General features: G+C 50.0%; 15 protein-coding genes and 1 pseudogene. 2 read left to right on the top strand and 14 right to left on the bottom strand.

From position 1 onward, the window contains the following. The first annotated feature begins 57 nt into the window (after nucleotides 1-57). Complete coding sequence (locus OCV63_RS03710; protein WP_158362079.1) at nucleotides 58-336, top strand: hypothetical protein; 279 nt, start codon at nucleotides 58-60, stop codon at nucleotides 334-336. Nucleotides 337-505: 169 nt separating this feature from the next. On the opposite strand, the gene OCV63_RS03705 is transcribed toward OCV63_RS03710, so the two are convergent. The 7 genes and pseudogenes from OCV63_RS03705 to OCV63_RS03675 form a co-directional block, all read right to left on the bottom strand. Continuing rightward, nucleotides 506-1369 carry a GIY-YIG nuclease family protein gene (locus OCV63_RS03705; protein ID WP_158362078.1) on the bottom strand — a complete coding sequence of 288 codons (864 nt, stop codon included), beginning with the start codon at nucleotides 1367-1369 and terminating at the stop codon, nucleotides 506-508. A 191-nt stretch (nucleotides 1370-1560) separates the two neighbouring features. Further along, nucleotides 1561-1749, bottom strand: a pseudogene (locus OCV63_RS03700) (cupin domain-containing protein); the annotation flags it as partial. Nucleotides 1750-2012: 263 nt separating this feature from the next. Then, nucleotides 2013-3398 carry a hypothetical protein gene (locus tag OCV63_RS03695; protein ID WP_158362076.1) on the bottom strand — a complete coding sequence of 462 codons (1386 nt, stop codon included), beginning with the start codon at nucleotides 3396-3398 and terminating at the stop codon, nucleotides 2013-2015. Continuing rightward, nucleotides 3395-4465 carry a hypothetical protein gene (locus tag OCV63_RS03690; RefSeq protein WP_158362075.1) on the bottom strand — a complete coding sequence of 357 codons (1071 nt, stop codon included), beginning with the start codon at nucleotides 4463-4465 and terminating at the stop codon, nucleotides 3395-3397. Before OCV63_RS03690 ends, OCV63_RS03695 begins: the two co-directional genes overlap by 4 nt. Further along, on the bottom strand, nucleotides 4443-5873 hold the full coding sequence (locus tag OCV63_RS03685; protein WP_158362074.1) for a LuxR C-terminal-related transcriptional regulator: 1431 nt from the start codon (nucleotides 5871-5873) through the stop codon (nucleotides 4443-4445). Before OCV63_RS03685 ends, OCV63_RS03690 begins: the two co-directional genes overlap by 23 nt. A 187-nt stretch (nucleotides 5874-6060) precedes the next feature. Next, nucleotides 6061-7497: a DUF4367 domain-containing protein gene (locus OCV63_RS03680; RefSeq protein WP_158362073.1), complete on the bottom strand. Its 1437-nt coding sequence runs from the start codon at nucleotides 7495-7497 to the stop codon at nucleotides 6061-6063. A 42-nt stretch (nucleotides 7498-7539) separates the two neighbouring features. Next, a complete protein-coding gene (locus tag OCV63_RS03675; protein WP_158362072.1) occupies nucleotides 7540-8016 on the bottom strand; it encodes a sigma-70 family RNA polymerase sigma factor in 477 nt (158 codons plus the stop codon). A gap of 260 nt (nucleotides 8017-8276) precedes the next feature. On the opposite strand from OCV63_RS03675, the gene OCV63_RS03670 reads away from it, so the two are divergent. Further along, nucleotides 8277-8735, top strand: a complete 459-nt coding sequence (locus OCV63_RS03670) for a DUF2798 domain-containing protein (protein WP_158362071.1) — start codon at nucleotides 8277-8279, stop codon at nucleotides 8733-8735. A 24-nt stretch (nucleotides 8736-8759) separates the two neighbouring features. On the opposite strand, the gene OCV63_RS03665 is transcribed toward OCV63_RS03670, so the two are convergent. The 7 genes from OCV63_RS03665 to OCV63_RS03635 form a co-directional block, all read right to left on the bottom strand. Then, the gene (locus OCV63_RS03665; protein WP_262670628.1) at nucleotides 8760-9395 is read right to left on the bottom strand and encodes a DUF3786 domain-containing protein; all 636 of its coding nucleotides are present in this window, start codon (nucleotides 9393-9395) and stop codon (nucleotides 8760-8762) included. Nucleotides 9396-9402: 7 nt separating this feature from the next. After that, complete coding sequence (locus tag OCV63_RS03660; RefSeq protein ID WP_158362070.1) at nucleotides 9403-9624, bottom strand: hypothetical protein; 222 nt, start codon at nucleotides 9622-9624, stop codon at nucleotides 9403-9405. 58 nt (nucleotides 9625-9682) lie between these two features. Beyond that, nucleotides 9683-11035, bottom strand: a complete 1353-nt coding sequence (locus OCV63_RS03655; protein ID WP_158362069.1) for an MATE family efflux transporter — start codon at nucleotides 11033-11035, stop codon at nucleotides 9683-9685. Beyond that, complete coding sequence (locus OCV63_RS03650; RefSeq protein WP_158362068.1) at nucleotides 11022-11477, bottom strand: MarR family winged helix-turn-helix transcriptional regulator; 456 nt, start codon at nucleotides 11475-11477, stop codon at nucleotides 11022-11024. The genes OCV63_RS03655 and OCV63_RS03650 overlap by 14 nt, the downstream gene beginning before the upstream one ends. Before the next feature lie 318 nt (nucleotides 11478-11795). Then, a complete protein-coding gene (locus OCV63_RS03645) occupies nucleotides 11796-12464 on the bottom strand; it encodes a sortase (protein WP_158362067.1) in 669 nt (222 codons plus the stop codon). Further along, nucleotides 12457-13698, bottom strand: coding sequence for a Cna B-type domain-containing protein (locus OCV63_RS03640; protein ID WP_158362066.1), 1242 nt, complete (start codon nucleotides 13696-13698; stop codon nucleotides 12457-12459). Before OCV63_RS03640 ends, OCV63_RS03645 begins: the two co-directional genes overlap by 8 nt. Nucleotides 13699-13710: 12 nt before the next feature. Continuing rightward, nucleotides 13711-14301 (bottom strand): hypothetical protein, encoded by a 591-nt coding sequence (locus OCV63_RS03635; RefSeq protein WP_158362065.1) that lies wholly within the window; start codon nucleotides 14299-14301, stop codon nucleotides 13711-13713. Nucleotides 14302-14307 lie beyond the last annotated feature (6 nt).

Below are 14307 nucleotides of genomic sequence, written 5' to 3'. Positions count from 1 at the left end.
TGTATGAAAGAGTAAATGTGAATTGTGCGAGAGAGAATTCCACTGGGGATTGGGAGAGTGGAATTCACAATTTCATTTTTCATCGTAGGAAAAGAGGCTATGGATAGCTTCTCTTTTCCATCCTTCTATGCTACAATCCTCTTAAAGGAGGATGCCACCATAAAATCTGATATCGAGGATCTGCGCAATAAATACATTAAAAATCCACCGGAAGGAATGACACCCAGGGACATTCGCCAGATGAGCGAGAGCGACCTTCTGGATATGGATTATTTCTTACATGAATTCGATGACGATGATGACGATTGGGGAACAGAAGTTTTTTATATCTTCTAATTTCACAACCGTCCTGTTTTCATGGGGCTGTTGCAAAATAGATGAGTAATCATCAGATTTTGCGACAGCCCCCTTTTTTCGTTCAAGAGAGCGCTGGAGGCGGTCTTTCCTATAAAGTAAAGAAAAAAGAAGCTGATTTATTCAATCAGCCCCTAGTCATTTTGATTCTTTATTTAATTGTTTCATTTTCTTCTATTTCTTTCAAGGTTCTACCATCTTTAGTTTTCCAGGTTCTAGGTCCACTAACACTGTACCCAAGAATAAAATCCGCAGCAGCCGATGAACTGGAAAACAGAATATCTTCTGTTGTAACTAAGTCATTAACTTTTGATGAATCAAATAGTTTTTGTCTCTGCTTTTGCATACCAGCGCTCAATGACTTCACAGACATTTTCTCATTCACTGTAGCTCCGGCAAATACCACAAAACCTTCAGCAGTCACTTTACCTGTTGCATTTACAGAGCCTGATGTAATATAAAGCAATTCATCATCTACTGTAGCTGCCGATGAATCCTTCTGCGCAAAAGGCTCTAATACTTTATAACCAAGTGCATTGATAAGTATCTTCACATTGTCAACAAACTCTTCCATTACAGCTATCTGAGATTCCTTCATAACCGTATTTCGATAGGTGTTTTTAGTAAGCACAAGGTACCTTTTACTTGTTCTTGCTATCTCAACAAAACGATTTTCCAGATATCTAATCAATGCCTTATTGAGATCTCTACCTATAAAGACAACTGCAGTACTCCAGTAATACTTTTCTTTTTCAGATTGGTAATCTCTTAAATGCTGAATGAGTCTATCTTTAACATTTTCTGCTTCTCCAATGTACACAGAGTCAGAGCCATCATCTTCTTTGCATAATAAAAAATACACTCCTGCCTGCGTAATATCATCACGATTGCAAGAAGACACCTCAATACGAGGAATCTTAATTGCTTTTCCATTCCAGTTTGATAACTCTGCAATAATCAAACTGTCAGCTGTTCCATTTACAAGAAACAACTCTATCGATTTTCCGTATGCCATTTGGAATCACCTACCATTCAATATTTTTGTCTGCCCAACCTAATCTCTCAATACTTTATCTACCCAACTATAAAATTCAGATAGATTTTCTTGGGTTTTTCCTGTTTTTTCAGCAATAGCTTTTAAACACCGAAAAAGCCTTATATTTCAAGCATTTTCACACTATCAATTATGTACTTTAGTCAACAGAACTACGCTCTCCACATGTTCAACAAGTGGGAATCGATCTGACAATGATCCTGATTTTCCATACTACAAAGAACATTGGTATTGATGAAAAATCCCTCTCCCTTTTCAAAGCTCCGCTCCTGACCTGCTGTCAGCAGACGCATACTGCCCTCCCGGACATAGACAAATTCTACCTCCTCATGCCAGTGCCAGGGAAATTTCTGGCGTTATTTTAATAGTTATTGTCCTTATATCTATTTGGTTTAGATATATTTGTTTTTATAATTATAGTATCAAATGACCGGATTGTAAAGAAAAAGGAGGGTTCCTATGGAAGCTATCATTATTACCGCCATCTTCGTCGCTGTTATTCTGCTCTGTGTTCTTGAGGAAGGCATGAAAAATGGAAACATCTAAACCCCAAAATAAGGGCTCCCGGAAGCAAAGCTCCGGAAGCCCTTATTCCATACACGTTTTATTTCCAATGAATGACCGCTTCCACGGAATCGGTATACTGGTCGTCGCTGATAGCTTTATAGCGGGAGCCGTCATACCAATCGGTAAAGCCGTTGTCAATCTTGTAGATCTCCCCGGTTTCCGTATCCACAATACGCTCATAACCCAGGGTGGCGTCGCTCTGCTTCTGGCTCATAATATTCTGGCTCTTATTGCGGTTTTCCCAGGAGGACATGATGCTGTCGGACATTTCGCTGGCTGACTGACTGAGAGACTGGGAAGTATCCGCCGCCTGATTACTCTGAGACATAGCAAAGCTCTGGAATTCCCGGGTGTAGTCCAGACTGCTCAGGCTCTTGCTTAAGGTGGGCTGCCAGTCCTGGAACGTATCTTTTTCCGCACTGAGTACCGTCAGATTATAGACGGAATAATACCCCATTCCCGTGCCCATGGCAAAGGGTACTACGTCCGCCGTGAACATCCCCTCTCCCGCCGTTCCGTCTTGGATGAAATCCGCCCGGAGAATGGCCGGAGAAATGGCGACGCTGCTCATTCCCTGGGTACTTTCAAAACTCTCTGTTACAGAAAAATCTGCAATGTACGGCGTCTGAATATCCGCGTAATCAGCTGTTGCATTCATTGCGTCTGCAAACTGTGGGAATATTTCAAAGACTCCCTGTGTCGATACATTCGTAAGAATGGGATATTTTCCAAACAAGTCACTGGAAAGCGCCATCATGGCCCGGGAATTCTCATCCGGAAACATCGGCTCCATTTTCAGCATAAAGAAGATTTGATTCGCCGGCTTCTCCGGATCAAAAACATGAATCGCGTGAAACATACCAGTATACATGGCAGAAGATCGCACGGTCCAGCCTTCCGGAATATCCATGCTGAATTCCGTACAGCTATAGGGCACCAGATCCTGTGCAGACGCCAGCGGCTCTACCGTCCAGCTTTCCTCGACAGACTGTTCTAACGCCGCTCCTGCTGCCAAAGTCTCCTGCTCCGCCTTGGGAGCGTCCGGGGACGCCAGGCTTCCGGGTCTTGTAAATACCATCTCCGTATCTTCATTGGCTATGGTCAGTACCCCATCCTCCAGCGTATAGCTGTCGGCCACACCGTCCGTAGTGATACTGCTCCCGTCCCAGGCCAGCTCATAGACCAAACCGTCATATTCCATGGTTCCGGTTCCATCTTCAAAAAGCGACAGAGTCATGGTGATATCACTGTTATCCAGATCTTCTTTTCCAAGCGTCATGCCACTGTAACTCATACTGACCAGCTCCCAGTCTCCTGCCGCCGTATCCGCCAGAGCTTGTTCCTCCTCCTTCGTCTTTCCGCCGCAGCCGCTCAGCAAAAGTCCTGCCAAAAGCACTGCCAAAAGTCTCTTCGCGTATTTCATAACATTCCCTCCCCTTCCAGTTCGTCCTTCAAAAGCAGCCTTATCCTGTCCCAGCCTTCTGTCTTATAATACCTTTCATTTCGACGCAGATTCCCCGCTTCGAATTCCAGTCTCCAGGTGCTTCCGTCCGCAAAGGTAAAGATCAGCGTATCCCCTGCGTCTGAGGCTCTCTCGTCAGTTTTCTCTCCGATCTCCAGCTTCTTCACTGCCTGCAGACACTCCGCAATTACAGCCCCATCTGTAGGCTCCCATTCCCGGTGGGCTTCCGCATCCTGTATGTAGGTCAGCTTCGACGGGGTTCCCATATATTCCGCCAGCTCTGCCAGGGAAAGTTCCGGCAGCTTTACTTCATTTCCAAACACATCGTCCTTTCCTTTTCCATAAGCGTCCACCGTATACCAGGCGGAAGTACCCGTGTGGCTGGTTTCTTCATCGTCCTGCACCACCTCGTAAAGATGGATCGTAAGGGTGCCGTCCCCGTTATCGACGCATTCTGTCTCTGGCGCAAGGAAATTCGCCTCCTTCTGATAATACGCCCGGGCCATAGCCACAAGCTCCCTGTCCTGCCAGGGTGCCAGACTGTCTGTCTCCGCCTGTTTTTCTCCTGCCGGAGCGCTCCCCGGCTTCCAGTCTGAAGCCGTCAGCGTGTATTCCCCGGTTTCCAGGTTATCGGAAGCCCCTCCGGCCAAAAGATCCGTATCTCTCTCCACCTCCATGACAACCCGATCCGGATAAAATGAAAAATTAAATTTCCGGAAAGAAGCGGTCAAATCCACACCCTGCCCATCAATCACCTGCTCCACAGAAGCCTTTTCCCCTTTTCCCGGTAAAAGCTTCAGCTCGTAGATATCCTCGGTATACTCCGGTGAGCCGGACTGGAAAAAGCAGTGCAGCCGGATCCTGTTTTCTGTCTCCAGGCCATACTTTATATGGCCGCTTCCGTCCTGACAGGCGTAGCCCTGATAGGCCTCATAGGTATCTGCAGCCTCTTTTTGCGCGCTGCAGCCCCACAGCATGACTGCGGCCAGCAGAAGCGCCATTCCTCTAATCCTCTGTCTCCTTTTCATTTCTTATCCCCCTGTCGTATCGATAATAAAACTGAACCAATCCGATTCTGGATTTTGTCCCCGTCTTTTCATTGAGACTGGTAAGGTGCCGGTACAGCGCCGCCCGGGATATCATCAGTTCCTCTGCTATATCCTGGACATTTTCATCTGATACCAGCAAAACCTCCAGCACCTCTCTTTCCCGCTCCGTCAGCGAAAAGCTGTCGGCAAAGCTCCGCAGCCGTTCCTCCTCGCTTCTCTGATCGGATTCCTTCTCACCGGCTTCCTTTTTCATTTCTTCCGGACGGCTCGCGCCGGAATAAAGAAAAAACAAGATAGAAATCAATACAAGCAATCCAAGCAGAATACTGTCTTTTACAACCGGACTTCCCGACTTCAGAAGAAGCAGGGACAGGGAGCCGGTGCCAAAGGCGCAAATATTATTGACGGCCCTGCCCAGTCCCGCCCAGAGCCTTGGACATTTCATCCGGGCAGAAAGCCGCATAAAGCTGCTTGTAAAGAATACCACAAAGAACCCGGCGGACAGATAGAACACAGCCAGTCCGGCCCGGAAGGAGCCTCCATTTTCCAGCACGACGATACAAAGAACCGACAGCACCGTCACACAGTACATGAAAAGATTCACATACCGGTGTTCCCGGCTGTCAAACAGGATACCTGCCAGAAGTCCGCTTCCTGCCAGAAGAAGCCGGGGCCACTGTCCCACGTCCCCTCCGCCTGCCACGTGTACCAGTGTCACTGCTGCATCCAGTGTAGAAAAAATGCAGGTAATCAGCGCCACGACCAGAATCAGCCAGAGCCCCGCCCTTCCGGCGTTCTCCGGCGCAGCTTCTCCGGGAATTTCTTCCATTTCCGGTTCCCCGGCCTCCACATTCAGAAGCAGTACCGAAAAGATGGCTACGGAGACAGCCAGAACCACCGATTCGACCATATCGTTTTTCACCAGGTTGTTATTCAAAAACTGAAGAAAAATTCCGGCTGCATAGGAGATACCGACTGTCCTGGCCAGCCGCTCCTGCTCCGCCCTCTGCGCCAGCCAGTAGTGTACTGCACTCCCGGCCATTCCCATCAGAATGAAGCAAAGGCAGCCAGCCGTCACAATCGCCCTGTAAGAGGTATGCTGCCAGATCACGAAAATACAAATCACACCAGCCAGGGCTCCTGCAAATACCAGAATCTGCCGAAGTTTTTCCTTTACTTTTCCATAGGAAGCCATCGCAGGATAAAGGAGAAATCCCAGAACGCTGGCTCCCAATACATAGCCCTGGGCCGTCACCACCTGCTCCGGTTCTGTAACCAGAGCCGCCATATTATCGAACTGATATTCGGTTCCCAGAAAAATAAAATTGAAAAAGGCCAGCGCCAGCATAAGTGTGAGCACATTTCCATCTTTCTTTTGTAGTTTCATCTATTGTCACTCCGTTTATATCTGTCTCTGATAATTTTATTATAAACAAAAGTCTCACTTCCACAAGGTGACATTCGTCTCAAACTCTTCTTTTATTTTGCCTTCTAAAAATAAGGGCGCAAAAATGGCAATACAAAAAGCTTCCGCCTTCTGTATTGCCATTTCACTTATACTATAACCTCTGCTCCTACTTCCGGATATCCACCATCCAGCCGTTCTCCAGCGCGTTCTTCGTGTTCCCTGTATTGTCCAGGTTTAGATACATCTCTCCCTGTCTGTCTGCGGGAACCACAAAGGCCTCGTGTATCGTAACCGTCTCGCCGGGTTTCAGGGCGTCGATGTAATTGTTGCCCCGCTCGCCGCCATGGACGTCATAGGCGCCAACTTCCGCAGTCAGCATTAGTCCTTCCTCTACGACATAATCCCATTCGTCGCCTGCAGCAGGCTTCTCCAGCTCCCGGCGCCATTCTTTCGTCCGATCCCCCTGGGTCTCCAGAAGCCGGATCGCGCCGTTGTACATGATATCTGTTAGTGTTTCCTTTCCTGTATTGGTATATTCGACCGTCACGTAAATCAGCTTATTCTCGGATTTTTCTGTCTTTACTACCCGATCCACGGTGTTGACGCCGTCTCCTGCCTTCACATAAGAAAGAGTGCTGCTCTTCAGATCGCCATTTTCGTCAAAGGCAGTGGCTGCGTCCGCGTCCAGCATACCCTCGGGCAGGATGCTCCGGTTGTCGGCCACCTGCACATCGGTGACCCTGGCGGTCAGACCCGGCAGCTTCGTAAGACCGTTATGTTCCATGTTCATATCTGTGCCGACGCTCTTTGCTTTTTCCAGCAGCTTTGCGGAAAAGCTCAGATCCATGGTATCGCCCGATTCCTCCGCCAGCGCGTTTTCCTTTTCTGCCTCCAGATAACGGCTCCAGTTATAGCAGAGCATGACATCGTCTCCGGCTGTTTCTTCGGTGGGCGTCACGGTCACGCCCTGGGCGATTTTCATCGCTTCCTCTTTGGATACATCAGAGCTTACCAGCATTTCCAGCACCAGGTGCTCCTCCGGATAGGTCACATACAGACTCTGATTATAGGCGTCCATCGCCGTTTTCAGGTAAACGCCGTCCCGACCGTTCACCTTCACCTCTTCCTTGTCTGTCACGTTATAGCTGAGCTTTTCAAAGGAGGTGTCTCCGGTGTCCATATAGTAGCAGCCGATGGTCACGCCGCCCCGGCCGTCCCGGTAGTTGTATTTTCCTTCCTCCGTCTGTACCATGCCGTCAGGCAGATAGGAAGCCTGTACCTTCACGTAATGCTCCGAATCCGCAGACGCCACAGCGCCGTCCTGCACGCCGTCCTGGCGCTCCTGCTTTGTTTCGTATGCATAGTTCCCCACCCGGTTATTTTTCAGGCCATAGAGAACGCCCGCGCATACGGTGGTCCCAAGAGCCAGTGTGGCGGCTGCCACGGCTACGGCCAACCGTCTCTTCGGAATGTGGCGGATAGTTTTCCGGTTTCTGGAGCTTATATCCGGTTTTGCCAGCTGTCTTTCTACTTCCTGTTCGATCATCTGCCGCATGTTCTCCGGCATATTCGGAAAATCATATTTTATATCTTCTAATTTCATACCCTGCTCCGTCCTTTTCTTTTTTGATACCCCTTGATCCCGTTACTGCGCTGCCTGCCCGGTCAGTTCCTTTCGAAGCCTCTGTCTTGCCCGGGCCAGCCGGTTCTTCACAGCGCTTTCTGTGGCCTCCGTCATGGCGGCGATTTCCCGCACGCCGTAGCCCTCCAGATAATAGAGAGTCACGCTTAAGCGCATTTCTTCCGGCAGTCTGTAGATAGCCTCATAGAGCTCGGAATAATCCTTCCGCTCCTCCGCCTTCTCCTCCTGTCGGTAATCCTCCAGAGATACCACCCGCTTTTCCCGTCGCATGATACCATAGCATTCGTTGATCAGAATCCGCATGAGCCAGGTTTTCCCGTATGCGTCTTTTTTCAGCGTATCCACTTTGGAAAATGCTTTCACGATGGCCTCCTGGATAGCGTCGGCGCAGTCCGCGTCATTATACAGAAGCGTCTTCGCCACATGGTACATGGCGTCCTGTGACGCCAGGATCAATTCTCCCAGTTCTTCTTTTTTCATAGGTTCCTTCCCGCCGGCTTTGATTGTGCACTGCATTTGCTTTACACAAATTAGATGCATGGGAGCAGGGTTTGGTCGCATGCATCTAAAAAAATTTCTTGACTTTTCGCTATCTTTTTCCGTATAATAAGCGACGGACAATTTCATAAGACAAATCAGAACTGGTATAAAATTGGAAACGACACAAGTGCATCGCTCTTGATAACGAACAACACATGTGTCTTTTTTGTACACATTTTTCAAAAAAGGAGAACAATTTTATGCCAAAAACAAAGTTTCAAAATGTAGTCTTTACTCTTATGATGGCCTTTCTTATGGTCTATGCTATGATCTGTTACAACATTTCCCTGAACATCGGTGGAATGAACAATCAGATCTTTCTGATGGCTTTTCATGAAATGGTCATCATGTGGCCGGTAGCTTTTATCCTGGAGTTCTTTGTGGTGGATAACCTGGCTCACAAGCTCGCCTTCCGCATGGTAACGCCGCAGGATCGTCCCATCGTTATCACCTTAGCAATCTCTGTCATGATTATCTGTATTATGTGTCCGGTTATGAGCCTGATTGCGACCCTGCTGTTTAAAAATGCCGGATCTCAGTTTGTCGCTGTATGGCTGCAGACCACTTTCATGAATTTCCCGGCGGCCTTTTTCTGGCAGCTGATGTACTGCGGACCCTTGATCCGGCTAATTTTCCGGAACTTATTCCCGGAGAAATAACATCTGATCTGTTTCTGTTGTTTTTTACTGCTCTGCAATCGCCTTCAGACGCGCCAGCAAATCACCCTGTAAATAATAGGTCGTCTCAAAATTCAGATACCGCATGGTCTGATCATCCCACATGATTTTGATCTGGGGCGGAAATTCATCATCGGCGTCCCAGAACTGGAGTAATACCGGGAAAAATGGAAAGGCAGGAATCCGGGCGGTTACATCCGCCCTTGCCAGCCGCGGCTGTATCTGTCCGCCCAGACGGATGCAGGCCTGTTTTAATACTTCCGTTTTTCCCGCAAAATAATCAGCGTATTTCTGTGAAGAAACGTCTGCACTGGGGCTTGCTCCCGCCGCCGCGAAATTCGCCACCAGCGTCCATTTTCCACTGAGAGGCGGAAGCTCCTTCCCATCTCCATGGCAGAGCATGTCATAGATGGTCATGACCGTCTCATAGGAACGGCATTCCGTATATTCCCCGCCTGTTTCCTCATAGATGGTCCCTGTGCTCCGCGCAATGCGGCAGCGCGTACCGATATAGGTCAGGTACAGATACTGTTCATCTGTTTCCAGATGAAATTTTTCTGCCAGTAACTGCTGATCGTATTTCAGGAAATAGCTTTTTCCAATATCTACCTGTTTTTCATAATTAGACATCATTTGCTTCATCTTACTCTTACTCCGTAAAAGTGTACCGGATCAGATATCCCTTGGCATCTCCGGTAACAATGGTCACGTCTCCGTTCGGATTCTCGATTCTTTCCAGAACCGGAAATCTGCCATGCTCCTGCACATAGCTCTCCGGGCTCTCAGCCTCAGCTTCGATGAATTCTTTCTTCGCGTGGGTGGCTCCGCCACAGGGGTTTATTGTTTCTACTAAAATCTCGTACTCTTTCATGATACCGACTCCTTTTCTCAGATTGATATCTTTATTATAACCAATCTGTCCGCCGAAATCAAAAGGCGTTTTTCACTTTTTGCTCCGTTTTTTTCAGATACAGATAAAATCCCATGCATATCAGCACTCCCACCGCCGTGGATATGGGCGCAGCGAGACCGATCCGGGTCAGGCTGGCGTCCGGCTGAATGCTCATGTAATAGGACAGGGGCAGGCGGACCAGAAGGGTCTGTATCATGCCCTGGGCCATGACGAATACCGTTTTGTTATTACCGTTAAAATAGCCCATCATGCTGAACAGGATTGCGGTTCCCAGGGTCTCCGGGGCAAAGCCCTTCAGATAATCGTAAGCCCTGGCGATAACTGCCGTATCCGTGGTAAAGAAACCGGAGAGCGTATCGCCCTGCAGAAATACCAGGCAAAAGACCAGGCAGCCTACAGCCAGGCCCACACCCATGCCGGTAAACATGGACTGTTTCGCACGCTTGTGCTTGCCTGCGCCCACATTCTGGGAGACAAAAGAGGCCATGGACTGCATTAGGGCGCTAGGTACCAGCATGGCGAAATTGACGATTTTACATGCTACGCCGTAACCGGAGGAAGCTTCTAGCCCCAGACGATTGATAAAGGCGCAGAGGGCCAGGAAGGAACACTGGGTCATAATCTCCTGAAAAGCCAGCGGAAGTCCGATTTTCAGGAATCTCGGGCACTGGGCATTCCAACGAAAATCCTCTTTTTTGATGTCAAAGGGCAATCCCCGCTTTACCAGAAGTAGCACCGCAAATACCACGCTGCAGGCCTGTGCCGCCACGGTTGCGATGGCCGCGCCCGCCGCGTCCATATGAAGGCCTGCCACCAGCACCAGGTCGCCGACAACATTGATGACACAGGCCACCAGCACAAACAGAAGCGGGGAGCTACTGTCACCTAAGCCCCGGAAAATGGCCGCCAGCACATTGTAAGCCACGATGAAAAAAATGCCGGCTCCACAGATCCGCACATAGGATGCAGTCAGACTCACTGCCTCCGCAGGCGCCTGCATTAGCACCGCAATGGGCCGCGCCAATCCTACCATAATCAGGAACAGCACTACAGAAATCACCGCAAATACCACAGCGCCTCCGCCGATGACCGGTCCGATGTACCGGGGCCTTTTTTCACCCAGATACCGGGCAATGAGCACTGTGATACCCATAGCCAGCTGGGTCACCGCAAAGGTCACCAGATTCAGCACCTGGCTGCCGGTGGAAACCGCGGAAAGTCCCGAGGTGGAACCAAAGTGTCCCACCACCAAAAGATCCACCGCGCCGTAAGCCGCCTGCAGTATCAGTGCGCCAAGCACCGGCAGCATAAAGGCTACCAGCTTCTTTAAAATATTTCCCTGGGTAAAATCCGCTTTATCGTTTGTCATAGGTCGCTCTCCTCCCACTCATAATCTGATAAAACTTTTCGATGGTCGCAATCATCGTTTCGGCCTCCTCCTCGGAAATGCTGTCAAAATATGGAAGCAGGCCGTTGAAATATTCCTCGTCGTATTTCTGATGTAGCTTTCTCCCCTTTTCCGTGGCAGTAAGGAAGGTCACCCGACCGTCGTCCGGCGAAGCCATTTTCTGAAGATAGCCCTTTGCTTCCATCTCCTTGACCGTGCGGGTCACGCCGGGTCTCGGAATATTCAGGAATTCACTGAGATCGGAAATCCGGACCTGTTTTCCTTTTTCTTCCAGTTCCTGCATGCAATCCAGGTAATGAATATAGGACGGCTGTACGCCCTCCGGCAGTGGGGGAAGCAGATCCCGGGTTCGCTTCGCCATATAGCAGGCATCAAACATCTGCTTAACTAATCGCTGATTCATCTATATATCTCCTTTTATATAATTACCAAAGTTAATTACCATTGATAATTATATGGGAAATCGGATTTTTGTCAAGACCTATTTTATAAATAACTGGGGGGGACAAAAAACTACCCGGCAAAAGTGTGCAGTAGCAACTTTTGCAAAGTTGACCCGCCCCTTCAATATATCCGTTACGTTGGGAGACCGGCCTGGTCTCGGGTACGTCGGTCAATCGCCAGCACAGTACACAGCGCTCCATCTCTTCGCTGCAAATATCATCGGAGAGGTCGCAGCCGCAGCGCGTTCCACTGTTCTTGTTGTTTGTCATTTCTAGCCTCATTTTTCCACCTGTGTCGGAGACGGAGAGGGTGTAATCACCTTTACCCGGTCACAGAACACCGTCACCCGCGTCTTGCCGCCCTTGGTGCAGGTATAGAGCACAAGGGCGTACCCGCTGTTTTGCACCGCATCTACCTCGTTCGGGTTCAACGTTTCAATCTTCTTAACGGAATAGGTGTTTACAACGCCCTCCATGTCCGTAAAAATAACGGTATCGCCCTCTGACAGCTCCTTCAGCCGCCCGAAATGATTCTCATAGTTGTGCGCGGCGATCACCAGATCATCCGTGCGGGAGGAGCCGAACTGGCGGCAGGGTGCAACTTTTAGCCTCGTATAGTCCCATTCGGACATGACCGGCAGCTTCAGCCCCAGTGCCGGAATCTCCACGTAGCCCACATATTCATAGCCGTCCAGCACGACCACTGGCATTTCCGGGTCAAGAGGCGTTGGAGCAAGGATCTTCGAGGCGTCCGGCCTGTTTGGTGCGGTCGCAGCAGGTGTGTCCGTGGCTTGCGCAGAGATAGCCGCTTCCACGCTCGCCAGCAGGCTCTCGGCTTCCTGACCGGCGTGCGCGTCCTCATAGCGGTTATACAGGAGAAGGAGCAGCGCCGACAGGATCAGCGCTGCTCCCACTGCTACGATGGCAATGCCCGTTTTTTTAGGCATTATGCTTCTTTTTTTTCACCAACATCGCCCCGCCGAGAGCAACAAGGACAAGTCCCGCGCCGCCAAGCACCCAGATGGGCCAGTTGAGCTGACCGGTCTGGATCAGGCTGCGGGTGTTGGTGATGGTCACAACGCCTTCGCTGACGTGGTAGGAGGGAACATAGCCCTTGGGAATGTTGGTTTCAATGACCTGCCAGTTGCCGTAGGCGTTCATGTCTTTCCATGAATAGCTCCAGTTATTCCATGCGCCGAGGCGAACGGTATCATAGGCCGTTTCACCGTTATAAAGCGTCACGGTCACGGAATCCGGGCGCTCTTTCCCGTCGTCGCTGCTCCACACCTTATACACGGTGATATCCAGCGGAGAGGTCGGAGGTGTGGGCGGTGTTGGTGGCGTAGGCGGCGTATAATTCCGGGTGTTGGTGATGGTGGTCATTGTACCAACCGTGCTGTAGCTGACAGTGTAGTTGGCAGGAACGTTAGTCTCCTCGACAGTCCATGTATGTCCTTCCAGAAGCCGGTCAAAGGTGTAAGCCCAGCCGTTTTCGGCGTTCAGCACCTGAGAGCGCTCCACCCTGCCATCCTTGAGCAGGTTGACTGTGATACTTTCACCGGTGTGGTTTGCGTTGCCGTCAGACCAGACCTTGCGGACAGATAGCTGGCTTTCGTTGTACGCCTCCACATGGAAAATCCAGTCTACTTCGCCCACGCGGTTTGCAAACTTATTGTCCAGCTCAATCGGCACGGCAAGTTCAACTTTCAGTGTTGCCGTCTCGCCGGTGCGGAAGGTGCCGAGGAATTTGTTGGTTTTCAGGCCGTCCAATTGGTCGGGAGAAGCGTCATAGATCAGCTCTGTGCCGTTCCAGACCTTCATAGAGAGCTTGGACAGGAACTCCGTCATGGTGGCGGCGGTTTCTTTCTCTGCAACCTTGGGGCTCAGAGGATTTGCCGTCTCGTCATGGGCTTCGGCTCTCATGTAGAGATTCACGAAATCGCAGTCGGCAGCGGAATTGGTGAAGGTGATGGTCTCCGTCACGGTATCGCCGGGCATGACGTTCTTAAAGCTGCCGAACAGATCGGTCTGCGTGTACTCGCTGCCGGGCTGGAAGTCAAAACCTTTTGAGAACCCTTCAAACGTGATGGAAGGAGCCGCTGCAAAGGCCGTTACTGACATACTCATCACTACGAGCAGCATCAGAACCAGCGAGCATATCGCTCTACATGACTTTTTCATATTGCCACCCCCTTAATTGCCGGAATAGGCAGTCACGCTGCCCTGTGAAATGCTCACGCCCCACGCCTCTTGCACGGCATTATCCGGGGTGCTCTGGATGGCTTCCGCCAGAACCTCGACAGAAAGGGTGTACTCCGGATTATCCGGGTATGTGACCGTACAGGTTAGCAGACTGCCCTGCGTTGAATCGCCGGGGGCGATGGGCGATGTATAGTAGAAATATCCGTCCGAACCCTTTGTCCAGCTGTTGTTAAGGTTTGCCGTCAGGGTATATTTATATCCCGCCGGATCGGAGGAGGCAATATTTCCCTGCGCATCGACCCAGTTTACAACATAGGTCGCCCGAATGTAGGCGTCAGTGGTGCCGATATTCTTGACCCGTACGTTGTCCTTCTCGTTATTCGCGAAATTCTCCGTCACTTCGCAGGAAACCTTGGCATACTCGAAGGAGTTTTCCACAGGCGCGGTTTTGTCGATCAGGAACGCGACGGTAGAGCCAACCGCCGCGCCGAGGAGCAGGAGGACGGCCATAATCAGAACCGCCGTCCTGTTCAGACGAATGTTTGGTTTACGTTTGTCATGAAAATGTTCTCTCTGATACATATTTGC

The organism is Laedolimicola ammoniilytica (assembly GCF_025567165.1).
In the GTDB taxonomy this organism is placed as follows: Bacteria; Bacillota; Clostridia; order Lachnospirales; family Lachnospiraceae; genus Laedolimicola; species Laedolimicola ammoniilytica.
Note: the sequence above shows the minus strand (reverse complement) of the source record. Positions and strands in the feature narration are given on the sequence as shown.